Origin of the sequence: Saccharicrinis aurantiacus (assembly GCF_947489045.1) — a bacterium.
Lineage (GTDB): Bacteria > Bacteroidota > Bacteroidia > Bacteroidales > Marinilabiliaceae > Saccharicrinis > Saccharicrinis aurantiacus.
Genome location: NZ_CANLCN010000005.1, coordinates 152,811 through 178,185, shown reverse-complemented (window position 1 = coordinate 178,185; position 25,375 = coordinate 152,811). Strand labels below are relative to the sequence as shown.

Below are 25,375 nucleotides of genomic sequence, written 5' to 3'. Positions count from 1 at the left end.
GTATATACCCATTGATAAAATATACTTGCACTTATAATTAGTGCAAGTATAAGAATGAGTTATCAACATCAATTTTTAAAAATTTGGATTTTGTTCTACAGCACCTTCAGATTGAATTACATCTGTATGTGGTATAGGGAATAGTAAATCTCTATCTTCTCTAAAGTTAATTCCTTTATTACTGTTCTCTTTCTGATTAGAAACTTCAAACTCATCCGTTGACTCGTAAAGGTTGTATTTTACAAAACTTCCATCAGGCCCCATTACATTACAAAGAGCTTTTTTACCATTATCATCGTCCCATCTGCGAAGATCGAACAAACGGTGATTCTCTAGTGCTAGCTCTAAACGACGCTCTAGTCTAATTGCCTTACGTAAATCAGAACCAGTTGCTGTTACCTCATCCAAATTAACACGAGCTCTTACTTTGTTTAAAGAACTTCTTGCACCTGTTTCGTCACCCGTTTCATAACACGCTTCGGCATGCATTAATAATACATCAGCATATCTAATTAAACGAATGTTTAATGGATTAGACTCTCTATTATAAACAGCAGGTCGTAAAGCCTGTGGGATATAATACTTACGATTAATACGTGCCGATTTATGCTTATCAGGCGTGATTATATAGCTAGTAGCAGCAGGGTCGCCCGCTACAGGATCACCATGTTTTACTATTGTCCATTTTAAACGCTCTGTATCTCCTGCATCAATAAATGCTTTTTCAAGGTTACTTGTAGGTAATCCCCACGACCAACCAAGATCATCTCTTGAACCTGTTAAAACTGGTAAACGATTTCCTAATGTATATTGTGTTGATCCATCAAATTGAATTTCGAAAACAGACTCAATACTATTAGGTGTTTCCACACTCCATACATCTTTAAAATCAGGAAGTAAAGAATATTCATTTTTCTGCATCAACTCTTCAAAGTGCATTTTAGCTTCAGCAAAATCGCCTTTAAATAAATATGTTTTTGCCAATAAAGCTTTCGCTGCACCTGAAGTTGCTCGTCCCATATCTTCGCGCGGATATTCGCTTTTTTGAGGTAATGCCATAGCATCATTTAAATCTGCAATGATAACCTCATAAACTTCATCTAAAGTATTTCTGCCAATGCCACTTGCTTGATCTGGTAAAATAATATCAGTTATAATTGGTACACCTCCAAAGTTCTTAGCCAACTCAAAGTAATTGAAAGCCCTTAAAAATTTAGCCTCTGCCATTAAGCGATCAAGTAATTCTTTATTTTGCACAGGAGAAAGAGGCAGCCTGTTGATAACAATATTGCAACGGAAGATAGCTTCGTATCTGTACTGCCAAAAGTTTTTTACATCCTGATCTTGCTTAGGATTTCCGTAGTGACTTGTTCGGATATATCTATCGTTAGGCTGGCTTGTATTACCTGCCCATAAATCATCAGAACACATATCAGACATGATGGCAAAATTTGCCATTTTCCACCACGCCTCACCATATAATGCATTATAACAACCTGTAACAGCAGCTAAACATTCTGTTTCTGTTTTAAAATAATTATCTAAGGTTTGATCTCCTTGAACAGGTTGCTCTAAGAAATCTTTACAGCTTGTGCCAACAATAGCTATTAGCACTAGTATATATATTTTATTGAAAACTCTCATAATATTACGCTTTTGTATTAGAAATTAAAATTCACCCCAAAAAGGATAGTTTTAGGATTAGGGTAGCCATAATTATCAATTCCTGAACTAATAACCGAATCACCAGACATGGCTCTCTCTGGATCCATCCCTGAATAATTTGTGATAGTAAATAGATTCTGTCCTGATAAAGACAATCTTAATTCTTTGCCATTCAATAATCTGCTTGGCACAGAATAACCTATTTGAATAAGACGACAACGGAAATAAGATCCATCCTCAACAAAGAAGTCTGATACATTTCGGTAATTACCATTAGGGTCAATTTCTGTTAGGCGAGGATATGAGTTGGTACTTCCTGGGCCGCTCCAAGCTTGGTCATAAGCACCTGCTCTAACATTTACCCTATTGGTTCCACCATCAAGATCAGTCATGGTGCTATTATAAATATCGTTTCCAAAAGTTCCGTAGAAATTTGTTTTTAGATCCCATTGCCCATAACTAACCCCAATATTTAAACCAACCATCAATTTAGGAAATGGATTTCCGATAAAGTCTTTATCGTTTTCATCAATAATACCATCTCCATTCAAATCTTTATATCTGATATCGCCTGGTTTAGCATCGGGTTGTAATACTAAGCCATTCTCGTTTGTATGGGAATAAACTTCAGACATATCTTGGAAAATACCATCTGTTTTATAACCATAAAATCTACTTATTAAACCACCTTCTTCATTTCTGATAATAAAGTCATTATTAAAGTCGCCTTCTAAAATTGGCTTATCACCCACTAACGTAAGTGCCTTTGTTTCAACCGATGATAAATTCAAACTCACATCATAACCCCATTTACTTCCAATATTATCTTGCCAATTAACTGAGAACTCCCAACCACGAGCTTGCATACTACCAACGTTCATAACCATTTCACCATTCCACATAGGATAACCAAGGAATAGCAAGTTTTCGCGTGTTAAAAGCATATCTCGCGATGTTTTTTGAAATACATCTCCAACAACATTTAAACGTCCTCGCAACATACTTAAGTCTATACCAACATTAACATCCTCAACAGTTTCCCAAATTAAATTAGTATTTCCTAACTGTGATAAAGAAGTACCTACCCAACGATCACCTCCAAAAATATAATCAGCATCTTTAAGTAAATCTAGATAACTATTCGCTGGTATATTTTGGTTACCAACTTGTCCCCAACCACCTCGTAACTTAAGATCAGTAAGCCAATCAACATCTATTAAGAAGTTTTCTTGAGAAGCACGCCACGAAGCCGAAACAGACGGAAATACTGCCCATTTGTTATTGGTTGGAAAACGTGATGATCCATCTGCTCTAACAGAAGCTGTTACATAATACTTATGGTCGTAATTATACATAAAGCGGCCTAAACCAGACATTAATGTATTATAAGTTGATTTTCCAGAAACATCAGGATTAAGAGTACCAGAACTCAAGTACCAAAGGTTTCTATCACTATTAGGTATACCCTCAATATAACCCTCCATTGTGTGTGTTGAGAACTTCTCAGCAGTATAACCTGCCATTATTGAAAGGTTGTGCTTATCTGCAACCGTAAAGTTGTAGGTTGCTGTGTTAGTCCAATTCCAATCTATTCTGTCGGTAGCTTTTTGCTTTACAGAACTTATATCGTTTCGCTCTAAGTTATCGATAAAAAACTCAGGACTAAAGTTGTTACTTCTATTGAATACAGAGTTAACACTGTACTGCGTCATTATTACCAAACCTTTTACCGGTTTATAGGTTAATTTTGGATTTACCAAAAATCGATATACTGAAGTTTGATTGGTTTCGCCGCGTTTTACAATACCTGCTGGATTCCAAACTGTGTTGTTGTTTGAACGTGCATAATTGTTATACTCATTATCATCTAAAGGCCCCTCTGGACGAACCGATGTGGTTGGATCCATTCTGATTACAGAAGACAAAGCATTAGGTGTATTTTGCCACTCTTCCATTACAGGAACAAAATCAACAGATAAATCTAATTTATTTGTTAAGTCAACTCCAACATTAAATCTACCATTAATACGATTCCAATAACCTGTATCAAAATTCGAATCCTCGCCATAATAACCAATACTACCACTATAACGAACCTTTTCTTTACCTCCTTGGAAACTTAGAGAGTGACTTTGCACCATGGCAATGTCATTTACTACTTCATCCCACCAGTCGGTTCCTTCACCGGGCTGCCAATTCGTTTTACCATTCCAGCTAGATCCAGTACCATCGTTAGCAAATCGAGCTTGAATTACTTTTTCGTACTCATGTGCATCTGCTAAATCAGGCTTTGCTAAAGTATTGAAACCTATTGATGATGAAAACTGAAATTTAGTTTTACCAGACTCACCTTTTTTTGTGGTAATTAAAATAACACCATTAGAACCTCGTGTACCATAAATAGCCGCTGCTGATGCATCCTTAAGAATTTCCATACTTTCGATATCGTTTTGATTTAAAAAACTAATATCTGTTCCCATTGGTACACCATCAACAACATATAGTGGATCAGATCCATTAATAGTAGTAGCTCCCCGAATCACAACTTTAGGTTGAGAGCGCGGACCTCCTCCATTGATAACTTGAACACCGTTAGCTTTACCTTGCAATGCATTAACAGGGTTACCGGTGGTTATTTCTTTTAAGTCATCTCCTTTTACTGAAGTAATAGAACTAGTTAGATCGCTCTTTTTTACAGCTCCATAACCAACTACCACCATTTCTTCAAGTTCAAGAAAATCTTCTTTTAAAGTAATTTTCAAATCTTCGCCACCATTCACTACCTTCTCTACTGTTGTAAAACCAATCATAGAAAAAATAAGCGTAGCAGGGGCTTCCTGAATGCGCAATTCAAAATTACCATCTATGTCAGAAATAATACCATTTGTAGTTCCTTTCTCAACAACGGTTACTGCTGCCATGGGCTCGTTACTTCCCGATATTATATTACCCCTAACGGTTTGGCCTTGTGCAAAAGACAAGGTAGTACAGAGTACTCCCAGTAATGTTAATAAAATCTTTGATATCTTCATTTGTATATATTTTTATTTCATTCTTTAATTGACATTTCAATAAAGTTTCAACCTCTTAAACCCCAATCTAACAGGCATTATAAATCACCCCAGCATGCATAGCTAATAAAATAGCTATGCTGTGGAATCTTATAAAATGTTATGTTTTATGCTTAATCTCTCTTCAAATACAACTTAGGTCTAAGCAAGTGTGCATCAAATTCGAAGCAATAAGTACCGCCTACAGGAACTGACCAATTCCCAGGATTATTACCTGCATTTAACAGTACAGCTTCAGGATTATCTAGATCATCCCATTTATAATTAGGCTTATGCCACCACGTTGGTTGCGCTTGAGTAGATTTAGGAGCTATTATAAATTTCACATTAGTAGTACCATCAGGTACGTGAAATTCTGTTCTATATATATATGGATTTTGGTCATCCTGAACTAACATTTGAGGGCTAACTAATTCCCATGCCATATGACCAAACCATGTTGCTGGACAAACCAAACCTAATTCTACAGGTACATCTGTTTGTCCTCCTGGAGATCCATTAAGAAAACCATCAGTAGGAATAGCATCCGTTGGTGTATATTTAGTTAAAGAGTATTCTCCGGTTAAAATATTAATTCGAACTTTTGTATAACCAGCTTCGGCAATTACAATTGGCAAAGCATCATCCATTTCTTTGGCAGCTACAATTAAATCTGTTTTAGAATCAATACCGTACCAAACCGGAGTAAAGCCATCTTTTTGCGGTAAAAATCTTATTTCAGTATTAGGAGTACTGACATAATAACCTGTTTCGTAGACAAAATCATCAACACGTTCAACCATCATTGGTACACCAAAAATATTGTTCTCAAAAACACTCTCATCATCCCCTTCTACTACATAAAGCTTTTCGTAGTTAGGAATTTCAGAAACTTTAATAATAGAAATATGCTCAGACACATTATTCTCATAATCTCTAGCCTGAATAACAACTTCATAATCTGCAGACTCCCCAGGAAGCTCTAAGTTAATTTGAGTGGCGAATTTTCTATAATCATCAGGAAAGTCAACAAAAACCTCGTTGTATGATATTTTCTCAACTTTTACAGATACTTCAGCAAGTTCCTTGTTATCCTCTACTTCTAATTCAAATGAATAAGAGATAATATTATCACCAGAAGCAATGTAATTAATTAAAGGTGGCACTTGAATAAATTGAGGACTTTCAAAGTCTCCTGTAAAATCAACCTTAACTTCTGCTTCAGTAGCATTACCTAACACATCGTAAACTGTTACCAAAACATTACTTAAAGCGGCATGCATATTATCATTAGATGTAACTGCATAATCTAATTCATATTCATGCAATAAATTATCGTATAAATGAATTAAATCAATCTTCTTATTAATATTTAACTCACTACTTTTAATTGTAATATGGCTCAAACCATCATTATCCTTTGCAAGTCCTTTTAGCACAAACCCTGTTGCAACATCGGTTCTTATATCGGCATCCTCCATTTCTAAAGTTGGGTTATTGCCATCAACCATCTTAAATCCATCATCATCGGAACATCCGTATAGACATAAAATCAGTTGTAATAGAATAATAAAACTGTACTTTCCCCTCATAATTATTTGTCTTTTCTTAACATTACTATAATCATACCAAACCGAACACTTAAATAGTGTTAATTTCATTGGTGTAAATATAGGGTGGTATTAAAATCCTAGAAATGGAACATTACACTCAAAAGATGGAGGATATTATTGGTCACAAAACAAAATAATGACCATATTACAAACCTGCATTTACATGCAACAACCCAGCTATAATACACTAAGCAACAACTTTATAGTAAACAAGAACACATATTCATTTTCTTATCTCTATAACTATTAACGAACAAAACATTAGCTATTTAGATTCGCTATACAACATGTTAATTTTATTAAATAATTATGCATTCCTTTACTTCAAATAATTATATTTGCAGCGCATTGGTGGTATGTTGCTTTTCAGCAATTACCTTAAAATGGGAATCTCGTTAAATTCGAGAGCTGTACCCGCAGCCGTATGCTTCAAAAAGTTTCTTATCACTACTTTTTGCCACTGTCTGATCGTTAGATGGGAAGGCCGATAAGAATGAAGCGAGCCGGAAGACCTGCCAAGAAACAATTAATTCAGTGCTTTCGGGATAAAAAGCAGAATGAAATAAACATCATTTCATTTGCTCTATTTGATTATAGAATTGGTAACTCCATAATTAAATACTCACAGGCATTGAACTACTTATTCATTTAAAAACTGTAGATCGATGCAAAATACAACATTGATTATTTTAGGCCATGGTAGCAAATCAAAAAATGCTATTGAAGATTTTAATTACATCGTAAAGCTTGTTGCCGATAAAAACGAATTTAAAAACGTGGCTGGCGCGCACATGGAAATTGCTGACCCATCGTTACAAGATGTGGTGAAAGATTTATATGAAAAAGGAGAACGTGATTTTGTTATATTCCCTTACTTCTTGTACAACGGCATGCACATCCGCTTCGATATCCCAGGCATCTTAGAAAAATTAACAGCAGAATACGAAGGCATCAGCTTCGATTTTACTGCTCCAATTGGTCAGGATCCTATTATGGCGGACTTAATTGTGAATAAGGTATCAACACATATAGCAGCAAAATAATTTCGATGAAGAAGATATTCGCAACGCTCTCTGCCCTACTCATTGCAAATACGCAACTAAGCGCCATGCACATTGCCGAAGGTTTTTTACCTGCTAAATGGAGCATCCTTTGGTGGATTGCATTTATCCCTTTTTTATTAGTTGGATTCAACAAACTAAAAAAGATGATTAACGAAGTACCGCAGGCCAAAATTCTTTATGCTGTAGTGGGTGCATTTGTGTTTGTATTATCTTCTTTAAAACTGCCTTCCCTTGCGGGGAGCAGTTCTCATCTTACTGGTATTGCTATGGGAGCGCTCTTATTTGGCGCTTCAAGCATGTCGATAATTGGAATCATTGTTTTGCTTTTTCAGGCATTATTATTGGCACACGGAGGGATAACAACCTTAGGCGCCAATGCTTTTTCAATGGCAGTGGTTGGCGCTTTTGTTGCGGTAGGTATTTATAAATTAGCTGCTTCATTAAAAGCTCCACAGTGGTTGTCTATCTTTTTAGCTGCGTTCTTTTCAGATTTATGCATTTACATGTGTACTTCTGTTCAGTTGGCCATGGCTTTTCAATCCGAAGCAAATACCATTATGGATAATACAATAAAGTTTCTTTCGGTTTTTGCGCTGTCGCAATTGCCATTAGCCATTATCGAAGGTATATTAACTGTACTATTCTATCAGCTGATTACGCGTTATAACAGCGAGGAAATTAAATTACTAAGCAAACTCAATTAAAATGACGAAAACAAAACGCATTACACTTTGGGTAGGGATAGCAGTTGTTGCAGCCGTTTTATTTCAGATTGGAATGGCCGATACTTTATCTCTTTTTGATGGCACCGATGATCAATCTGTTGAAGTAATTCAACAAATTGACGCTTCGTTCGAACCTATATTCGAACCTTTTTGGGAACCGGGAAGTGATAAAGCGGAAACTTTGCTATTTGCTTTACAAACATTAATTGGAGTTGGTATTATAGGCGCTTATATTATTTATAGCGAAAAAAGAAAAAAAGCTAAGGCATGCAAATAAGCGAGTTATACCAAGGTAAATCGAAAGCAGCTAAATGCAATTTATGGCATCGGAATATTTTTATATTTCTGTCGCTGGCTTTTGCTATATCGTCTAATTCGGTGTTTTATTCCCTTGGTATTATTGCTTTATTTTCAGCACTCATTTTACTATTCACAAATACTTCTATCGCAAAACTCGCTAAATTATTAAGCATCCCACTTTTGTTTGTTACCTTTAGCTGTTTGGCTATAGTGATAAATATAAATGCAGGAACTCCATTTATTAAACTGGAGCATTTTTATCTGGGACATAGTAATGAATCCATCATGCAAGCATTACTTATTTGCGGTAAAAGTATAGGCATGTGTACCATATTTCTGTTTTATATGATATCTACATCAATATCAGAAATGGCCACAAGCATGCGAAAAATTGGTATTCCGTGTTTATTTATTGAGCTATTTATATTAACCTATAAGTATATTTATTGCGTAGTAGAAAGAGCTAAACAATTAATGATTGCACAGAAATCGAGAATGGCCTATACCAAACGAAAAGGCATTTACGAGTCTATTTCTTTTTTGATAAGCAGTTTATTAATAGGTTCTATTCACGAATCGTCGGTAGCACATTATGGTTTGCAATCAAGAGCTTTTGATGATAAATTTGAATTTATACACGCCCATACAAAACAGTCGGCAAGTTTTAGTTTAACCCTTGCCACTATAGTGAGCATACAAGCATTGGCTTTATTTTTAACATACTAATGAGCATCATCAAGTTAAATAATATCGTATACAAATATCCCAATGGCGACAAAGGGTTAAATGGGATTAATTTATCCATTCCTAAAGGTAAAAAGATAGCCTTGCTCGGCGCAAATGGTGCGGGCAAAACCACTTTAATGATGATGCTAAATGGAGTTTTCAAGCCTAGTCAAGGAGAAATATGCTATAAGGATGTGCCATATAAATACAATAAAAAAGGCCTACGCAACATTCGCGAAAAAGTAGGTGTATTATTCCACAATCCCGATCATCAATTATTTGCACCAAGCGTATTCGAAGAAATATCTTTTGGCTTATGCCAGATTTCAAATGATAAGGTTTGGATACATAAAAAAGTACAAGCTTGTCTGCAAGAATTTGAATTGGAAGATATCGCCGACAAAACACCGCATCAATTGAGTACCGGACAAAAAAAGCGCGTTTCAATGGCTTCTGTACTTGTAATGCAACCCGAGGTATTGGTTTGCGACGAGCCTTCTGCCAGTCTCGATCCTTACCACAGCGATTTAATGTTCGCCGAATTTGATAAACTAAATAAAGCAGGAACAAGTGTTATCATTTCCACTCACGATGTGGATAAAGCCTTTGATTGGGCCGATGAAGTAATCATTATGCACCAAGGCGAAATATTAGCCATGGGTAATCCAAACACTATACTAAGCGACGTTCAACTGCTCAAAAAAGCCAAACTAAAACAACCTAGAATATTAGAAATATATCAAAACCTAGGTATTGATTATACTAAGGTTGATGCTTTTAAATCAGAAACCATTCAACACACACTAAACTAATGAGCAAGCAAGGTTTCGTAATAGCAGGCACAAACAGCGGTTGTGGAAAAACTACCATAACCATTGGCTTAATGCACCTTTTAAAGAAAAAGGGATATAATGTGTCACCCTTTAAAGTGGGTCCCGATTTTATCGATCCTCGTTTTCATGAGAAAGTAGTGGGCACGCCATCCTACAACCTCGAAAGCTATTTTATGGATGATAAAACCCTTAAATATTTGTTTAATAAACATGCAGCTAAAGCCGATATTGCCATTGCCGAAGGTGTTATGGGAATGTACGATGGCTTGGGATTAAAGGGAATCGGTAGTACTTATGAAACGGCGAAAAAAATAGAAGCGCCCATTGTTTTAATTGTGGGATGCAAAGGTTTATACCAATCTGTTTCGGCCATTATAAAAGGTTTCATGACCTTGAGAGCCGATAACAATATAAAAGGAGTCATCCTCAATCATGTGTCGAGCGACATGCTATTTCAGAAATACAAAGAGTTTATTGAAACAGAATGTGGCATTAAATGCATTGGTTATGTTCCGCCGCTGAAGGATATGGAACTCAAAAGCCGTCACTTAGGTTTGGTACAAGCCGAAGAAGTGGAAGCACTTAACGAGAAAGTAAACCAACTTTCTGATATTCTTGACAAAACCATTGATACAGAAACCTTACTTGACATCGCAAAAATTAAAGTTAAAGACTCTGAAGCTTTTGAAATTCCTTTTAAAAAGGACGAACTAAAAGGTTTAAACCTTGCAGTTGCCTACGATAAAGCTTTCAGTTTTTATTACAGAGATAATCTTGAACTATTGGAAGAACTCGGCGCCAAGCTTCAGTATTTTAGTCCGCTTACGGATGATAAACTACCTGATAATTGCAATGCCATTTATTTTGGTGGTGGTTATCCCGAGGTTTTTGCCGATCAATTAAGTGAAAATACACAGCTTCTGCAGCAAATAAAAACTGCAGCAGATAACAATATGCCCATTTTTGCAGAGTGCGGTGGATTAATGTATCTCACCAAAGAAATCATCAATACCGATGGCGCAAAAAACAATATGGTGGGTATTTTCAATTGTGCCACAGAAATGACTGCTCGCTTAAAACGATTTGGCTACGCCGAGTGTGAACTAAACGGAGCAAAAACAAAATGCCACGAATTTCACAAATCAACATTAAGCGAGGATGCACAAAATATTCAGCATCAATATAAATTAAGTAAACCTTTAAGCAATATAAAATGGGAATGCGGACTGCAAAATAAAAATGTATTGGCAGGATATGCACACATTCACTTTTGGTCAAATTTCGACTTCACAAAACAAATATTCGACTTATGGAAAAGAGCAATTATATAATATTAAACCCTCAAGGTATTGAAACCGAGAGCATGCAAATTATTTCGCGTGAATTAATGCACCTTTCATTGCCCGAAAATTTAGCACCCATCATCAAAAGAGTGATTCACACCACTGCCGATTTTGAATATGGACAGTTATTCGAAGCACATCCTGATGCTTTAGAAAATGCTCAAAAAGCAATTAAAGAAGGCTGTAATATTTACACAGATACCTCAATGATTATTGCTGGCTTAAGTAAACCATCATTGGCAAAATATGCTTGCGAAGCAAAATGTTTTGTGCACGACGAAGGCATAAAAACCGAAGCCAAAGCAAAGGGAATTACACGTTCTATTGTAGGTATTGATAAAGCCTCAAGCGATAAAAGTTTTAAAATATTCGTAATCGGAAATGCGCCAACAGCATTGGTTCGTTTATGCGAATTGTACAAAGAAGGTGTGGTAAAACCCGATTTAGTTATCGGCGTTCCTGTTGGTTTTGTGGGCGCTGCCGAAAGTAAAGACATGTTGCGCGATTCAGGTATGCCGTACATGTTGGTTCGTGGTCGTAAAGGCGGAAGCACGGTTGGCGTAGCTATTTTAAATGCCATTTTATATGGATTGGGAAAGTAGTAAAATGATAAGTGCTAAGTTATAAATGATAAATGATAAATGGTTTTACAGCTTGATTATGGCCATGTGCATCGTTTATAACCTATCATTTAACACTTATAACTATTAAGGAGATGTCAAAAAAAGATTTTCATACCGAACTAAAAAGTGGATTCACAACGGGTACATGCTCGGCTGCTGTGGCTAAGGCCTGTACTTACATGCTTGTGCATCAACAATTGGTGCATCACATTAATGTGCGTATGCCCGATGGTTCTGAAAGCACCCTTGAAATATGTGAACCTCAGTTCAATGAAAACTCTGCCACCTGTTATACCATTAAAGATGCAGGCGATGATCCTGATGCCACGCATCGTATTAAAATTTATGCAAAAGCTACACATCGCGATGAAGCAGGTTTTGAATTAACAACTGGGCCAGGAATTGGAATGGTTACCAAACCTGGACTTGCAGTTGAAGTGGGGAAGCCTGCCATAAATCCTGTTCCGCTAAAAATGATTCATCAGGCCATAGCCGAGGTAATTGATGATGAAGGCATAAAAGTGGAACTGAGCATTCCTGAAGGCGTTGAGATTGCCAAGAAAACATTTAATCCGCAATTGGGCATTGTTGGTGGCATTTCCGTTTTGGGCACCACAGGCATTGTTAAACCCATGTCGGAGGAAGCTTTGAAAAGTTCACTTGAATTAAGCTTAAAACAGTTGGCAGCTTTCGGTCACGATGAAGTAATTCTTGTGCCAGGCAATTATGCAGTAAGCTTTCTGAAAAAATATTACGATGTACCCGATAAGTTGGTGGTGCAAACCAGTAATTTTATCGGATTCATGCTCGAAAAAGCTGTGAAACATGGCTTTAAAAAGATAGTTTTGGTAGGTCACATTGGTAAATTAGTGAAACTAGCTGCTGGTATATTTTATACCCACAGCAGAATTGCCGATGCCCGAAACGAAGTAATGACGGCGCATTATTTAAAATATAGCAACGACACCTCAACGGCTATTAAACTGATGGATACCAATACCACAGAGGAAGCTGTTGATATAATTGAAGATGCCAGCTTTTGGAATTACATAGCCAATCAAATAAAGCATCGTGCCAATAAATATATTTACAACGAAACAGAAATTGAGGTTATCACCTTTTCGCAAAGCAAAGGCTTATTGGGAAAAAGTGATAGGGCAAATAATCATATTGAATTATTGAAAGCCAATTCTACCAACAAGAAAAGTCAAGAAAAGAATAGTACTATTTCTATTTGCGGCATAGGTCCTGGTAATCCAGATTTTATTTTACCCGAGGTTTTTAAAGAAATCGCGAAAGCGGATATTATTATAGCAGGAAAACGCCATCTTGAATTGGTAGAAAATTCGAATAAGGAGAAGTTGATTTTTACCGGATATTTGGATCAATTGCAGACGGATATTACTGCAAATAAAAACAAATACATCGTAGTTCTAGTTTCAGGTGATACCGGATTTCATAGCTTAAGAAGATTCATAATGGCAACTTTTGCCGATGATAATGTAAAATGCATTCCGGGCATCAGTTCGTTTCAATACCTGTATGCTAAAATGAATATGAGCTACGAAAAAGCACATTTAGCTTCCTTGCATGGTACCGAATTTAATTTTGTAGATGCCCTCAAAAAATACGAATCTGTTTTTCTATTAACCGATAGAAATAACAATTATAAAACCATTGCCCAAACGCTAATCGACAATAACCTGCCCAATGCCCATATGATTATAGGCAGCAGATTATCATACGAAAATGAACAAATTGAAACATGCACTGCATCAGAAGCTATTCACAAAGACTTTGATGCGAATTTGTGTTCGATAATAATTAAAGCACAAGTAAAAAGTATTAAGACAAAAGTATAAAGACTTTTTTCAGCTTTAAAAGAATAAATTTAAACATATAGTATTCAGAACAAAGTAGCACATCTTACTACTTTATACTTTATACTTTATACTAATAAAATGAAAGACAAAGATTTTATACGCGGCAAAGTGCCTATGACCAAAGAAGAAGTAAGAGCTATTGTTCTGAGTAAATTAGAATTATGCAGTAGCGATAACTTCATGGATATTGGTGCAGGCACAGGTTCTGTGACCATTGAAGGAGCATTAAAAGCTTACAATGGAAAAGCGTTAGGCATTGAGCAAAACGAAGATGCTGTGGAGCTCATCAAACAGAACATAGCCAAATTTAATATTCAAAACCTAGAGGTGATTCATGGCAAAGCACCTCTAGGAATGGATAAAACGGCGGAGTATAATAAATTTTTTATTGGTGGATCGAGAGGTAACCTGACTTCAATAATTGAAACCATTACCCAACAAGCACCAAAGCAACATATAATTGTGGTAACTGCCATTGTTTTAGATACGATGATAGAAGCTTACAATCATTTCAAAAACCAAATTAATTACGAAACGGAGTTGGTTCAAGTAGCAGTCAATCGCATTGAGCCCGATAAAAAACCAGCCATGTTAATGGCCAACAACCCTATATTTATTATTACGGCAAAAAGTTGCTAGAGAAAAGGCTGAAGTGCATGCCTCTTTTAAATAACTGCAAGTACTAGGCATTAAAGCTGTAAATCAGTCTTAATACTTGATACTTGATACTTGATACTTACATAATGAAAGGAAAACTATACGGAATTGGAATTGGCCCTGGCGATGCCGATTTATTAACACTAAAAGCTGTTAAAGCATTAATAAATGCCGACGTGGTATTTGTTCCAAAATCAAAGGAACAAGCAAGCACTGCGCTAAAAATAACATCCGAATTCATTAACGAGAATGCTGTAATAGAGCACCTCGAATTCCCAATGGCACGTGATATTCAGGTACGATTAGATTCGCGTAAAAACAACGCAATCGCAGTATCCAAAGTTTTAGACGAAGGAAAAAATGCGGCTTTTTTAACTTTAGGCGACCCAATGCTATACAGTACTTACAGCTATGTATTGGAGCATCTAATTAGCGATTATAGCATCGAAACCATTCCGGGTATTTACTCTTTTTCTGCCATCAGCAATACATTAAATACGCCCTTGGTAAAAGGTAACGAAACTTTGTCGGTCATTTGCAATTGGGGTGATAACGAACTGCAATTATTACAGCAGGCCAACACTATTGTTTGCATGAAGATATCAGCTTACTATGCTGATTTATATACTTTCCTAAAAGAAAACGAATCGTACGAATTTAGCATGATTACCGATGTGGGTAAAGAAGGCCAAAAGGTTTTTACCGATATTGAAATATTAAAAGATAAAGTACCTTACTTTTCAACGGCAATTGTAAAACGCATTGTTCAGTAGAGGTACACATTTACAATTTTAGACTTTAAAAATATACATATAATGAACCCAATAGCATTTATAGGTGCAGGTCCGGGCGATCCTGAATTAATCACAGTAAAAGGACAAAAGGCAGTGAGCAACGCCGATATTATTATTTATGCAGGCTCACTTGTTCCTAAGGCTGTAATCGAAGATCATAAAGAAGGTGCTGAAGTTTACAACAGCGCAAAAATGGATCTTCAGGAAATTATTGAGGTAATAAAAAATGGTTACGAAGCTGGTAAATTAGTAGCTCGTGTACATACTGGCGATCCTTCTATTTACGGTTCGCACCGCGAGCAGATTGAGGAGTTAAAGAAATTAAACATCCCATATTACGTGATTCCTGGGGTGAGTTCATTTTTAGCATCAGCGGCAGCTCTAAATGTAGAGTTTACCGTTCCTGGTATTTCGCAAACCGTAATTTGTACACGCTTAGAAGGTAGAACTCCCGTACCTGAGTTAGAGCAAATTGAACGCTTGGCAGCACATCAAACTTCAATGTGTATCTTTTTATCTGTTGGCATGATGGATAAATTGGTAGGCCGATTAACGCAGCACTATCCAATGGATACACCTGTGGCCATTGTACAACGTGCCAGTTGGCCCGACCAGAAAATTGTACGTGGAACACTCGATAACATCGCTTCTATTGTTAAGGATGAAGAAATTACAAAAACAGCCATGATTATGGTGGGCAAGTTTTTAGGTGATGATTTTAATAATTCACTTCTTTACGCTAGCCATTTTACACACGAATACAGGGATGCTAAAAAGGAGTAGTAAGACAAAAGTATAAAGACATAAGACTCTTGTGCTCTTCAATTATCTTTATACTTAAATCTTAATACTTTATACTAAAAAAGAATATGACCGCAATAATATCCATAACAGAACAAGGAAACCAATTGGCTCTGAAACTTTCAAAGTTTCTAGACCAAGCCGTTTGTTATACCTTGCCAAAGTATGCTTCTGATGATTTAAAATCCATCAATGGCAAGCTAAAGGATTTCTGTGCGGAATTATTTAGCACATACGATAACTTGGTTTTTATAATGGCTACAGGCATTGTAGTTCGTAGCATTGCACCGCACTTGCAAAGTAAAACCACCGACCCAGCGGTTATTGTGCTCGATGAGAAAGGCAACAATGTAATTTCGCTTTTGTCGGGTCACTTGGGTGGAGCAAATGCTTTAACACAGCAAATAGCAACGCATCTAAACAGCAACCCTGTAATTACCACTGCTTCCGATGTGAACCGACTTCCATCGGTAGATATGTTAGCGCAGGCAAATGGTTTACTGATCGATTCAATGGTTGATGCAAAAGACATCACTGCTCTCATTGTAAATCGAAAAAATGTGGTCATCAACGATCCCTTTCATATTCTTCCCCCATTAAGCCTTTCGGCTGATGAAAAAGATATTGAGGGAAAAATAATAGTCAGCAACCTTGATAAACAAAATGAGGATATTCCTTTTGTAAAGCTCATTCCCCAAAACATCATCTTAGGGATGGGATGCAAAAAGGATACGCCCACTGAGCAATGTTTATCATTTATTAAAGCTATGCTTGATAAATACAACATTGATAAACGAAGCATCGCTTTAATTGCATCCATCGATGTAAAAGAAAACGAACGAGCGCTCATCGATAGCGCAGCATATTATAAATGTTCTTTTAAATGCTTTGGGGCGGATGTTCTACTAACAGTAGAATCTTTATTCGAAGGATCGGACTTTGTAAAACAGACAGTAGGAGTAACATCAGTGAGTGCACCATCGGCATATATTGCAGGCAAAAAACAAGGGCGCTTCATTTGCGAAAAAGAGCGCCAAAACGGAATAACAATTTCAATATTTGAACAAATTCAGACAAAAGTATAAAGTAGTAAGACAAAAGATGCAATCGCTTTTTAGTCTTTATACTTTATACTTTCATCTTTATACTAAATAGAATGAACGGAAAAATATACATTATAGGAACAGGTCCTGGCGACAAGGATTTTGTGATACCAAAGGCATTAATCTCAATGCAAAACAGTGATATTATCGTAGGATATAAAACTTACATCGATCTTATCCGACCTTTTATTACTGATGTTGAATTGGTATCATCAGGAATGAAAAAAGAGGTGGATCGCTGCAGCGAAGTGCTTGAGATTGCCAAAACAGGAAAAACAGTGAGTTTAATCAGCAGTGGCGATGCCGGAATTTATGGTATGGCCGGAATTATGCTCGAAATTGTTGAAAAATCAGGTACTGATATCGAAGTTGAAGTAGTACCTGGAATTAGCGCAGCTACATCGGCAGGTGCTTTATTGGGCGCACCGCTAATGAACGATTTTGTTACGCTTAGCCTGAGCGATTTAATGACACCTTGGGAGCTAATTGTAAAACGTATTAAAACGGCTTGTTCAGGCGATTTTGTAATGGCCTTGTACAATCCTAAAAGTAAAACTCGCGTGAAGCAATTAGAAATTGCAATAAACACCATGCTTGAGTATTACAAAGGTGATACGCCCGTTGGTATTGTTAAACATGCCATGCGCGAAAAACAAGAAGTGAGCATTACCACCCTAGATGATGTATTGAATCAGGATGTTGATATGTTTACAACACTCGTAATTGGAAATTCGCAGACTAGAGTTATCAACGGTAAAATGGTCACCAAACGAGGTTATACTTATTAAACAATTGGCAGATGCAGAGCGCGAAGCCATTAACAATTGATAATTAACAACTAACAATTAAAACCGTGATTTGGATAATTGGAGGCACCAGCGATGCCAATAATATAGCATCAGAATTGGCCCAAAAGGGATTTAGCATTAGCATTTCAACCGCCACAACCTACGGAAGTCAATTGGCTTCGATAAACAATGTAAGTGTGGTGCAAGGGAAAATGGATGCTGCGCAGATGGCTAAAAAGTTTGCAACATGCGAATTGGTTATTGATGCCAGTCATCCCTTTGCGGCCGATGTTTCAAAAAATGCCATTACTGCCTGCCAAACAGCAAAAGTTGAGTACATCCGCTTTGAGCGCGAAATACAGCACTTTGCTTATGCCAATTATTATCAATCGTACAGCGATATGATAGTTGCTTTGAGCAAGCTCGAAGGAAATATTTTTTTAACCATTGGCTCCAATAACATCCATTTATTTACGCCTTTGAAAGATCGCGTAGTTGCAAGAGTTTTGCCTGTTATAGATAGTCTGCAGAAATGTATTGATGCCGAAATTCCAACTCATCACATTATTGCGAGTAAAGGTATTTTTAAGGCAACCACAAACAAAGCCATGTATCAAGAATACGAGGCCAAGCACTTAGTGACTAAGGATAGTGGCGAAGCGGGTGGCACCTCTTCAAAAATTGAAGTAGCCCACCAACTAGGTATGCAGGTGCACATTTTACAGCGACCAAATATCAATTATCCGCTGGTAAAGAATACTATTGAAGATATTATTTTAACTATTGATAAGACTTTAAGCGCAAACAAATAAAAATTTTGTCTGTTTCATTTATCTAACTAATTAAACAACATCAGTAAAACGGTAAGTTTTACGCACAAATAAACAAATATGAGTTTTTTACCCATTTCGGTTAACATCAGCAACAAAAAAATAGTAATTGTTGGAGGCGGTAACAGTGCCTCAAAAAAATTACGCTCCCTATTAAAGCATACACAGGAAATTACTGTGGTGGCTCCTAAAATATCTGACGAGATAAAAGTATTACCACTAAACTTTATTGAGGAAGAATACAATAGCGAGCACATAAAAGATGCTTTTCTTATTTATGCTTGCGCCGATGTTGTTGCAGTAAATGAGCAAGTACAAAAGGATGCCGACGAAATGGGAAAACTGTGCAACCGAACAGATGCTCCTGAGGTTTCGGGCTTTCATTCTCCTGCAATTTTGGCCACAGAAGAGTATAACATTGCAGTTACCTCTAAGGTAAAAAAGTGCAGAAAGTCGATCGCACTTAAAAATAAAATTGATGTCTTGTTCGATATATTTGAAAAACAAAAAGCCGATTTTCCTGCAGGAAAAGTGTGGTTGGTTGGTTTTGGTCCGGGTAATCCAGAACTGATGACAGTGAAAGCTCAAAAACTTTTATTCGAGGCCGAAGTAATTGTATACGACGATTTATTAGACAAAAGCATCCTTGATAAATACATGGCTACTAAAGAGTACGTTGGCAAGCGTCGCGATAATCATCATAAAACACAGGACGAAATAAACGATATACTCGTAAAATATGCCCAAGAAGGCAAAAAGGTAGTCCGACTAAAAGGTGGCGATCCACTAATCTTCGGAAGAGGAACCGAAGAAAAACAATACCTCGAAAAGCATGGCTTAAGTGTTGAAATTGTACCAGGAATAACATCGGCCATAGCCGCTGCTGCGCTTACTGCAACTCCTTTAACACACCGAGGATTAGCCTCATCCGTTGCTTTAGGAACAGCGCACACAAAAAATAGCTTTAAAATATTAAGTGCCGATACTTCGGTATATTACATGGGAGCCCGCAATATTAAAGAGATTGCGCAAAAATACATCGACGAAGGATATTCTACAGACTTTCCTGTGGCTGTGGTGTACAACGTTTCGTTACCCGGACAAGAAGTTACCAAAACTAATCTTGGCAACATTATTGCAGAAAAGCATCAGTTTAAAAGTCCAATAGTGAGTATATTTGGTAAAACGGCAGGTTTGTAACTAATACTAAAATCAAATTTGTGCCGTTTATCAACATACACACAATAACACACATAGTATGAAAAATTTATTTTTGATGGCCTTAGTTGCCATATTGTTTACGGCATGTAACGACAATGATTCTAATTCATCAAATCAAAATGCCAAACTAAGCATCCGTTTGACTGATGCTCCTGCTGATTATGAGCAGGTTCTTATCGATGTACAAGAAATCCACATTAATGCTTCCTCGGAAGAGAACAGTGGATGGCAAGAATTGGAAGTTTTAAACCCAGGCGTTTACAACTTACTCGATTTTAAAAACGGAATGGATACTTTATTGGTAGATCAGGAATTGCCTGCAGGTAAAATATCGCAAATGCGTTTGGTATTAGGTGATAACAATCAAATTATGGTTGATGGGGATTTACACAATTTGGATACGCCATCGGCACAGCAGTCGGGTTTAAAGTTTAAGATTAACGCTGAGTTGGTTGAAGGAATCACCTATAAGTTATGGATCGATTTTGATGCAGGCCGCTCAATTGTAGAAAAAGGTAATGGAGGATATTCGTTGAAACCAGTTATTCGCACCTTTACAGCAGCCACAAGTGGTGCCATTAAAGGAATTGTAACTCCTGTTGAAGCCAATACTTACATTATGGCTATTTCTGCTAGCAACGATACAGCCAGTACTTTTGCCGATGAAGAAACCGGTGAGTTTTTAATCAGAGGAATTGAAGCAAGTACTTATAAAGTTGATTTTGTTCCTAACGATGATTACCAATCACAAACTATTGAAGATGTAAATGTAACTATAGGTGAGGTTAACGATCTGGAATTAATTGAACTAAATGAAATAGAATAATATATATAAAGGCATCTCTGTTTGAGGTGCCTTTGTTATTTAATCCAAAACCAATAAAATTCAGATCTATTCTATATGCCCCATGAAAGAAAACAATCTAGAAATATGGGTAAATCAATACACCGAAGACTTATATCGGTGGGCCTTGCATAAAACCTCATCTCAACAGGTAGCAGAAGATTTAGTGCAAGAAACCTTTCTGGCTGCAGCCGAAAAAATAGATTCTTTCAGAAGCGATAGCACACCTAAAACGTGGCTGTTCTCCATTTTAAACTTTAAGGTTATAGATTATTACAGAAGTAAAAGCAAAAAAGATATTACCCTAGAAAATGATGCCCTAGCTCATTTTTTTGATCAAGATGGCGAATGGAAACAAAACGTTAACATCAGCATTTGGGATGCTGATGACGCCAATCTATTAGATAACACTGATTTTCGCACTACTTTAGAACATTGCATAGAAGCTCTACCTCCAAAATGGCAAAGCTGCGTTAAGCTGAAATACCTCAGCGAGAAAAAAGGTGAAGAAATTTGTCAGGAATTAGGGATTGCCCCGACTAACTTATGGCAAATGATACACAGGGCTAAACTTCAGCTTCGTGGCTGCTTGCATACTAATTGGTTTAAACATTAAAAAAAATGGACAAGTTATTTCACCTCTTATTTCTATCGTGCCTAAAGGCCTCTGAGCTTGTTGAAAAACGGTTTCATTTTGCCCTTTCCTTCAAAGAAAAAATACAACTACGTGTGCATATGACCATGTGTAAAAGTTGCACCCAATACAGCGAACAAAGTAAATTTATTGGCGAAGGCATTTCAAGAATACAAGAGGCAGATGCGAGCCAACAAGATATTGAGGCCTTGAAAAAAAAGATATCAAAGAGCTTAAGTAATTCTTCTAAGCAATAAGCTTATTTATCTTGTGTCATTGAGGGATTTTCATAACACACAACAAACAATAACATTTTATAAGAATAAGCTGTCATCAAAAAAAAATCATTTCTTTTTGTCAGGTTTTTAAAATCTACCGACTGTTTCATCAAATCATAAAAGAAACAGTCATGAAAAAGTTACTTATTTTATCTGCAGCAATACTATTTTCAATAGTGATAACGGCGCAAACATCCAGCACTAGTGGTATAACTTTCGAAAACGCTGAATGGAGCAAAGTATTAGCGAAAGCCAAGGCCGAAAACAAACCCATTTTTATCGATATCTCAACTTCATGGTGTGGCTACTGTAAAAAAATGAAAACGAAGACTTTTACAGATAGTGAAGTTGGTAAATTCTACAACAAGGAATTCATCAACGTAAGTTTTGATGCAGAAAAGGGAGATGGCATCGCGTTAGCTGAAAAATATAAAGTAAATGGTTATCCAACTTTTGTATATCTAAATCCCGATGGATCTTTAGCTGAACAAACTTCAGGCTATCGTAATGCTGAGGAGTTTATAAAAGTTGGTCAGCTAATTACTAAATAATATTATACTCATCCTCACACATTAAACTTTATCAGATTCTGAGAGTTATTCTTATAACCTCAGAATTTTCACACTTATTAAAAACTTAAAAAACTAGCTTATGAAATTATTTAATGGAAGCAAAGCCATCGACTTTATTACTACAGATATTAACGGAAAAACAATTAAACTATCTGACTACAAGGGGAAGAAAATAATTCTTAGTTTCTTCAGAAATGTAAATTGCCCATACTGCAACAGGCAGGTTCACCAACTTATTACTAGTAGCAAACGAATAAAAGAAACCGGCGCCGAAATCATCTTCTTTTTTGAAAGTTCGGCCGATAAGTTAACTTCTAGCACATTTCATCAGGGGATTAGTCCTTGGCCACTAATCAGTGATTCAGAAAAGGTGATCTATCAAAAATATGGCATTGAAAAATCGACCCTTAAGATGATGAAAACAATGTTTGTGAGTAGCCTAGGCAAAGCGAAAAAAGAAACCGAGGCACATAATCTACCAGAAGATAAGGAGGCTACTCTAAATCTAATTCCGGCTGATTTTTTAATTGATGAAAATTTCAATATTGTAAAAGCACATTATGGAAAGCACCTAGATGATCATCTTACAATTGATGAGATAAAGGAATTTGTTGGCATAGTAAACCCGTTTAAGAAAAAAACAGCGTAACTTATGCATTGCCAATAAGAAACAGTAAACCTAAAAAAATCAATAAATGAAGTCAGTAGCTAAAGACAATTTAAACCAATTAAAATCTCTACTTTCTGAGTTAAACGAAAACCAATATAGAGCTAGCCTTGATATTTTATCAAGGGCTAGCATAGGTAAACATATTCGTCATATTCTTGATTTATATCTACAATTAATTGATGGGGCACGCAAACGCCGCATTACCTATGATGATAGAAACAGAGATGTTAGTATAGAGATTGATATAGATGTAGCTATTCAAAAAATTAATCAGCTTATTATTGATATCGATAATATTGATGAACAAGAAGCCGTTAAGTTTGAATCGGATTATAGCATTACAGGCGAATCGCCAGATAAAATAATGAGTTCGGTTGCGCGTGAACTAGCCTATTGCATTGAACACAGCATACATCATCAGGCCTTAATAAAAGCGGCTTTAATTACTTTGGGATTACGCCATTTGGTTGACAATAATTTTGGCGTAGCTTACTCAACTATTCGACATAGAGACAATACATGTGCACAGTAAGCTACATACCACCTTTTGGAGATAAAAGTTTTATACTTACCTCAAATCGCGATGAAGTTGATTACAGACCCACTGCGGCGCCAAAAAAACATTTAATTGGGAATACCGAATTGGCCTTCCCTAAAGATCAACGCGCTGGTGGTTCGTGGATTGCCGCTAAAGAAGAAGGTCGTTTATGTTGTTTGCTTAATGGTGGATTTATCAGTCATTCCAAACAAAAACACCACACTGTTAGCAGAGGAACAATTGTGGTAGAATTAACTGCATCAAACTTAAGTGTTAAGGAATTCTTTAAAAATAGACTACTCAGTAATGTAGAACCATTTACAATGGTTACCATCGAATTCTCTCCTGCAGGAGCGCATAGTATTTATGAGTTTATATGGGATGGCCAATTAAAACATTATCAAAAACTCGATAAAAACAAACCTTACATATGGTCTTCATCAACACTCTATAGTAGTGAGCATAGAGCACTGCGTCAGGGATGGTTTAATAAGTTTTACAATTCAACAAACAAAATGCTAGTCCCAGACGATGTTTACCACTTTCATGCTGGAACCCATACTTCCAACACTGCAATAAACACGGTAATGGAAGGGGATAATGGCTTAAAAACCTTAAGCATTACACAGGTTTTTATTCGTCATAATAAACTCAAAATGTATTATCATAACCTTGTTAATAATACAAAACATAAACTTACATTTTAACAAACTTGGGGTTCAAAACAACACATACTGGTTTTGCTATTGCCATTGCTTGGCCTGATACTTATTGTAAACAACCTGGCTCTTGGTACGATCCTCTTATGTTACTTTTAGGCATCAATAAGAGTAATTACTACAAAGTTGGCCATGCTGCTTTGTGTCTTATAAACTCAGAAAATGGAGAGGTGCTTTATTTCGATTTTGGTCGATATCATTCCCCATTTAAACACGGTCGTGTTCGTGGATCTATAACTGATCCTGAACTAAGAATAAAAACAAAGGCACAAATTGATGAGAAACATAAAAAACTTATAAATTTTTCAGAAATACTGAATGAATTACAGCAAAATGCATCCTGCCATGGCGAAGGACCTATACATGCTTCTTATTGCACAATCAATTTCAATCAAGCCCATCAGAAAGTACTTCAATTGCAATCTGACTTTATTCCGTACGGACCATTCTTATTAAATGGGAGTAATTGCTCTCGTTTTGTAAATACAGCAATACTGGCAGGAAACCCTAATTTTAAAAGAAAGGTTATACTTAAATTTGGTATTCCATTAACCCCTACTCCTATAGGTAATGTAAAAGCATTAACTCAATACACCACACTTGCCAAACAATTAACTTCTGAGCCATTCTACCCAAATAGAAAACTTACTAAAGAAGATAGAAATTCGGTATTAAGACAACCTAGGCTACCGAACTCAATCTCCTCCAATTCGCAATGGCTTAGCGGTGAGGGAGCTGGATCGTGGTTTTGCCTCTACCCTTCAGGAAACCTCATAAAGGTAATTCGATATTCTCCATTAGGCTCCATTGAGGATAAAGGACACTTCTGTTACTCCAAAAAAACAGATAATTCTATCAAAAATGGAGTGATTACTTATCCAAGTAATAGTAAAGTGATTACCCTTTTCCATAAAGAAAAGAAAACAATTCTCTATAGAATCCAATAATTTGCAGATCATTCCCATTAAAGTTTAACATCCTAAAAAAAGGGGTAGCCACCACAAATATCTCCCAACTTAAGTCCAAAAGGTATATTACAAAAACCACATTACATCAAATTTTATTTGCTCGGTTATCAACAGAATCTAAATCTGAGGCAAG

At 36.4% G+C, this 25,375-nt stretch carries 26 protein-coding genes and 1 riboswitch; of the genes, 23 read left to right on the top strand and 3 right to left on the bottom strand.

The genetic code is table 11. The features are described 5' to 3' along the window. Positions 1-75: 75 nt before the first annotated feature. The 3 genes from QMO11_RS08030 to QMO11_RS08020 all read right to left on the bottom strand — a co-directional run bounded on the left by QMO11_RS08030 (position 76) and on the right by QMO11_RS08020 (position 6,376). The gene (locus QMO11_RS08030) at positions 76-1,644 is read right to left on the bottom strand and encodes a RagB/SusD family nutrient uptake outer membrane protein (protein WP_282036814.1); all 1,569 of its coding nucleotides are present in this window, start codon (positions 1,642-1,644) and stop codon (positions 76-78) included. Positions 1,645-1,661: 17 nt separating this feature from the next. Continuing rightward, positions 1,662-4,697 carry a SusC/RagA family TonB-linked outer membrane protein gene (locus QMO11_RS08025; protein WP_282036813.1) on the bottom strand — a complete coding sequence of 1,012 codons (3,036 nt, stop codon included), beginning with the start codon at positions 4,695-4,697 and terminating at the stop codon, positions 1,662-1,664. Between the two features lie 152 nt (positions 4,698-4,849). Then, the gene (locus QMO11_RS08020) at positions 4,850-6,376 is read right to left on the bottom strand and encodes a cadherin repeat domain-containing protein (RefSeq protein ID WP_282036812.1); all 1,527 of its coding nucleotides are present in this window, start codon (positions 6,374-6,376) and stop codon (positions 4,850-4,852) included. Between the two features lie 284 nt (positions 6,377-6,660). Further along, positions 6,661-6,862, top strand: a riboswitch (cobalamin riboswitch). 131 nt (positions 6,863-6,993) lie between these two features. Here QMO11_RS08020 and QMO11_RS08015 point away from each other — a divergent pair. The 23 genes from QMO11_RS08015 (at position 6,994) to QMO11_RS07905 (ending at position 25,221) form a co-directional block, all read left to right on the top strand. After that, positions 6,994-7,371: a sirohydrochlorin chelatase gene (locus QMO11_RS08015; RefSeq protein ID WP_282036811.1), complete on the top strand. Its 378-nt coding sequence runs from the start codon at positions 6,994-6,996 to the stop codon at positions 7,369-7,371. 5 nt (positions 7,372-7,376) lie between these two features. Further along, on the top strand, positions 7,377-8,096 hold the full coding sequence (locus QMO11_RS08010; RefSeq protein WP_282036810.1) for an energy-coupling factor ABC transporter permease: 720 nt from the start codon (positions 7,377-7,379) through the stop codon (positions 8,094-8,096). 1 nt (position 8,097) lies between these two features. Further along, positions 8,098-8,394: an energy-coupling factor ABC transporter substrate-binding protein gene (locus QMO11_RS08005; RefSeq protein ID WP_068473941.1), complete on the top strand. Its 297-nt coding sequence runs from the start codon at positions 8,098-8,100 to the stop codon at positions 8,392-8,394. Continuing rightward, positions 8,385-9,143, top strand: a complete 759-nt coding sequence (gene cbiQ / locus QMO11_RS08000; RefSeq protein WP_282036809.1) for a cobalt ECF transporter T component CbiQ — start codon at positions 8,385-8,387, stop codon at positions 9,141-9,143. Before QMO11_RS08005 ends, cbiQ begins: the two co-directional genes overlap by 10 nt. After that, on the top strand, positions 9,143-9,955 hold the full coding sequence (locus QMO11_RS07995; RefSeq protein ID WP_282036808.1) for an energy-coupling factor ABC transporter ATP-binding protein: 813 nt from the start codon (positions 9,143-9,145) through the stop codon (positions 9,953-9,955). The genes cbiQ and QMO11_RS07995 overlap by 1 nt, the downstream gene beginning before the upstream one ends. Continuing rightward, positions 9,955-11,307: a cobyrinic acid a,c-diamide synthase CobB gene (locus QMO11_RS07990; RefSeq protein WP_282036807.1), complete on the top strand. Its 1,353-nt coding sequence runs from the start codon at positions 9,955-9,957 to the stop codon at positions 11,305-11,307. The genes QMO11_RS07995 and QMO11_RS07990 overlap by 1 nt, the downstream gene beginning before the upstream one ends. After that, positions 11,286-11,921: a precorrin-8X methylmutase gene (locus tag QMO11_RS07985; protein WP_282036806.1), complete on the top strand. Its 636-nt coding sequence runs from the start codon at positions 11,286-11,288 to the stop codon at positions 11,919-11,921. The genes QMO11_RS07990 and QMO11_RS07985 overlap by 22 nt, the downstream gene beginning before the upstream one ends. A gap of 113 nt (positions 11,922-12,034) precedes the next feature. Continuing rightward, positions 12,035-13,804: a cobalt-precorrin-5B (C(1))-methyltransferase CbiD gene (gene cbiD, locus QMO11_RS07980; RefSeq protein WP_282036805.1), complete on the top strand. Its 1,770-nt coding sequence runs from the start codon at positions 12,035-12,037 to the stop codon at positions 13,802-13,804. Between the two features lie 99 nt (positions 13,805-13,903). Further along, a complete protein-coding gene (gene cbiT, locus QMO11_RS07975; RefSeq protein ID WP_282036804.1) occupies positions 13,904-14,464 on the top strand; it encodes a precorrin-6Y C5,15-methyltransferase (decarboxylating) subunit CbiT in 561 nt (186 codons plus the stop codon). 104 nt (positions 14,465-14,568) lie between these two features. Next, the gene (cobI, locus tag QMO11_RS07970; RefSeq protein WP_282036803.1) at positions 14,569-15,255 is read left to right on the top strand and encodes a precorrin-2 C(20)-methyltransferase; all 687 of its coding nucleotides are present in this window, start codon (positions 14,569-14,571) and stop codon (positions 15,253-15,255) included. Between the two features lie 42 nt (positions 15,256-15,297). Beyond that, entirely contained in the window at positions 15,298-16,059 is a 762-nt protein-coding gene (gene cobM / locus QMO11_RS07965; protein ID WP_282036802.1) for a precorrin-4 C(11)-methyltransferase, read from the top strand. An 86-nt stretch (positions 16,060-16,145) separates the two neighbouring features. Further along, on the top strand, positions 16,146-17,162 hold the full coding sequence (gene cbiG, locus QMO11_RS07960) for a cobalt-precorrin 5A hydrolase (protein ID WP_282036801.1): 1,017 nt from the start codon (positions 16,146-16,148) through the stop codon (positions 17,160-17,162). A gap of 71 nt (positions 17,163-17,233) precedes the next feature. Beyond that, positions 17,234-17,968 carry a precorrin-3B C(17)-methyltransferase gene (gene cobJ / locus QMO11_RS07955; RefSeq protein ID WP_282036800.1) on the top strand — a complete coding sequence of 245 codons (735 nt, stop codon included), beginning with the start codon at positions 17,234-17,236 and terminating at the stop codon, positions 17,966-17,968. Between the two features lie 65 nt (positions 17,969-18,033). Next, on the top strand, positions 18,034-18,780 hold the full coding sequence (gene cobK / locus QMO11_RS07950) for a precorrin-6A reductase (RefSeq protein ID WP_282036799.1): 747 nt from the start codon (positions 18,034-18,036) through the stop codon (positions 18,778-18,780). A gap of 78 nt (positions 18,781-18,858) precedes the next feature. After that, on the top strand, positions 18,859-19,998 hold the full coding sequence (gene cobA, locus QMO11_RS07945; protein WP_282036798.1) for a uroporphyrinogen-III C-methyltransferase: 1,140 nt from the start codon (positions 18,859-18,861) through the stop codon (positions 19,996-19,998). 58 nt (positions 19,999-20,056) lie between these two features. Next, entirely contained in the window at positions 20,057-20,845 is a 789-nt protein-coding gene (locus tag QMO11_RS07940; protein ID WP_282036797.1) for a DUF4382 domain-containing protein, read from the top strand. 82 nt (positions 20,846-20,927) lie between these two features. After that, positions 20,928-21,479 carry a sigma-70 family RNA polymerase sigma factor gene (locus tag QMO11_RS07935; protein WP_282036796.1) on the top strand — a complete coding sequence of 184 codons (552 nt, stop codon included), beginning with the start codon at positions 20,928-20,930 and terminating at the stop codon, positions 21,477-21,479. Positions 21,480-21,484: 5 nt separating this feature from the next. Beyond that, positions 21,485-21,754: a hypothetical protein gene (locus tag QMO11_RS07930; RefSeq protein ID WP_282036795.1), complete on the top strand. Its 270-nt coding sequence runs from the start codon at positions 21,485-21,487 to the stop codon at positions 21,752-21,754. A 152-nt stretch (positions 21,755-21,906) separates the two neighbouring features. Then, positions 21,907-22,326, top strand: coding sequence for a thioredoxin family protein (locus tag QMO11_RS07925; protein ID WP_282036793.1), 420 nt, complete (start codon positions 21,907-21,909; stop codon positions 22,324-22,326). 100 nt (positions 22,327-22,426) lie between these two features. Continuing rightward, positions 22,427-22,996 carry a peroxiredoxin family protein gene (locus tag QMO11_RS07920; protein ID WP_282036792.1) on the top strand — a complete coding sequence of 190 codons (570 nt, stop codon included), beginning with the start codon at positions 22,427-22,429 and terminating at the stop codon, positions 22,994-22,996. A gap of 46 nt (positions 22,997-23,042) precedes the next feature. Beyond that, on the top strand, positions 23,043-23,549 hold the full coding sequence (locus QMO11_RS07915; protein ID WP_068473999.1) for a DinB family protein: 507 nt from the start codon (positions 23,043-23,045) through the stop codon (positions 23,547-23,549). Beyond that, positions 23,537-24,262 (top strand): NRDE family protein, encoded by a 726-nt coding sequence (locus QMO11_RS07910; protein WP_282036791.1) that lies wholly within the window; start codon positions 23,537-23,539, stop codon positions 24,260-24,262. The genes QMO11_RS07915 and QMO11_RS07910 overlap by 13 nt, the downstream gene beginning before the upstream one ends. A gap of 5 nt (positions 24,263-24,267) precedes the next feature. Next, positions 24,268-25,221, top strand: coding sequence for a DUF6695 family protein (locus tag QMO11_RS07905; protein ID WP_282036790.1), 954 nt, complete (start codon positions 24,268-24,270; stop codon positions 25,219-25,221). Positions 25,222-25,375 lie beyond the last annotated feature (154 nt).

What these genes read in the sequence shown, in the direction of transcription:
- QMO11_RS08030 (WP_282036814.1), bottom strand. Translation starts at nt 1,644, where the DNA reads ATGAGAGTTTTCAATAAAATATATATACTAGTGCTAATAGCTATTGTT.
- QMO11_RS08025 (WP_282036813.1), bottom strand. Translation starts at nt 4,697, where the DNA reads ATGAAGATATCAAAGATTTTATTAACATTACTGGGAGTACTCTGTACT.
- QMO11_RS08020 (WP_282036812.1), bottom strand. Translation starts at nt 6,376, where the DNA reads ATGAAATTAACACTATTTAAGTGTTCGGTTTGGTATGATTATAGTAAT.
- QMO11_RS08015 (WP_282036811.1), top strand. Translation starts at nt 6,994, where the DNA reads ATGCAAAATACAACATTGATTATTTTAGGCCATGGTAGCAAATCAAAA.
- QMO11_RS08010 (WP_282036810.1), top strand. Translation starts at nt 7,377, where the DNA reads ATGAAGAAGATATTCGCAACGCTCTCTGCCCTACTCATTGCAAATACG.
- QMO11_RS08005 (WP_068473941.1), top strand. Translation starts at nt 8,098, where the DNA reads ATGACGAAAACAAAACGCATTACACTTTGGGTAGGGATAGCAGTTGTT.
- cbiQ (WP_282036809.1), top strand. Translation starts at nt 8,385, where the DNA reads ATGCAAATAAGCGAGTTATACCAAGGTAAATCGAAAGCAGCTAAATGC.
- QMO11_RS07995 (WP_282036808.1), top strand. Translation starts at nt 9,143, where the DNA reads ATGAGCATCATCAAGTTAAATAATATCGTATACAAATATCCCAATGGC.
- QMO11_RS07990 (WP_282036807.1), top strand. Translation starts at nt 9,955, where the DNA reads ATGAGCAAGCAAGGTTTCGTAATAGCAGGCACAAACAGCGGTTGTGGA.
- QMO11_RS07985 (WP_282036806.1), top strand. Translation starts at nt 11,286, where the DNA reads ATGGAAAAGAGCAATTATATAATATTAAACCCTCAAGGTATTGAAACC.
- cbiD (WP_282036805.1), top strand. Translation starts at nt 12,035, where the DNA reads ATGTCAAAAAAAGATTTTCATACCGAACTAAAAAGTGGATTCACAACG.
- cbiT (WP_282036804.1), top strand. Translation starts at nt 13,904, where the DNA reads ATGAAAGACAAAGATTTTATACGCGGCAAAGTGCCTATGACCAAAGAA.
- cobI (WP_282036803.1), top strand. Translation starts at nt 14,569, where the DNA reads ATGAAAGGAAAACTATACGGAATTGGAATTGGCCCTGGCGATGCCGAT.
- cobM (WP_282036802.1), top strand. Translation starts at nt 15,298, where the DNA reads ATGAACCCAATAGCATTTATAGGTGCAGGTCCGGGCGATCCTGAATTA.
- cbiG (WP_282036801.1), top strand. Translation starts at nt 16,146, where the DNA reads ATGACCGCAATAATATCCATAACAGAACAAGGAAACCAATTGGCTCTG.
- cobJ (WP_282036800.1), top strand. Translation starts at nt 17,234, where the DNA reads ATGAACGGAAAAATATACATTATAGGAACAGGTCCTGGCGACAAGGAT.
- cobA (WP_282036798.1), top strand. Translation starts at nt 18,859, where the DNA reads ATGAGTTTTTTACCCATTTCGGTTAACATCAGCAACAAAAAAATAGTA.
- QMO11_RS07940 (WP_282036797.1), top strand. Translation starts at nt 20,057, where the DNA reads ATGAAAAATTTATTTTTGATGGCCTTAGTTGCCATATTGTTTACGGCA.
- QMO11_RS07935 (WP_282036796.1), top strand. Translation starts at nt 20,928, where the DNA reads ATGAAAGAAAACAATCTAGAAATATGGGTAAATCAATACACCGAAGAC.
- QMO11_RS07930 (WP_282036795.1), top strand. Translation starts at nt 21,485, where the DNA reads ATGGACAAGTTATTTCACCTCTTATTTCTATCGTGCCTAAAGGCCTCT.
- QMO11_RS07925 (WP_282036793.1), top strand. Translation starts at nt 21,907, where the DNA reads ATGAAAAAGTTACTTATTTTATCTGCAGCAATACTATTTTCAATAGTG.
- QMO11_RS07920 (WP_282036792.1), top strand. Translation starts at nt 22,427, where the DNA reads ATGAAATTATTTAATGGAAGCAAAGCCATCGACTTTATTACTACAGAT.
- QMO11_RS07915 (WP_068473999.1), top strand. Translation starts at nt 23,043, where the DNA reads ATGAAGTCAGTAGCTAAAGACAATTTAAACCAATTAAAATCTCTACTT.
- QMO11_RS07910 (WP_282036791.1), top strand. Translation starts at nt 23,537, where the DNA reads ATGTGCACAGTAAGCTACATACCACCTTTTGGAGATAAAAGTTTTATA.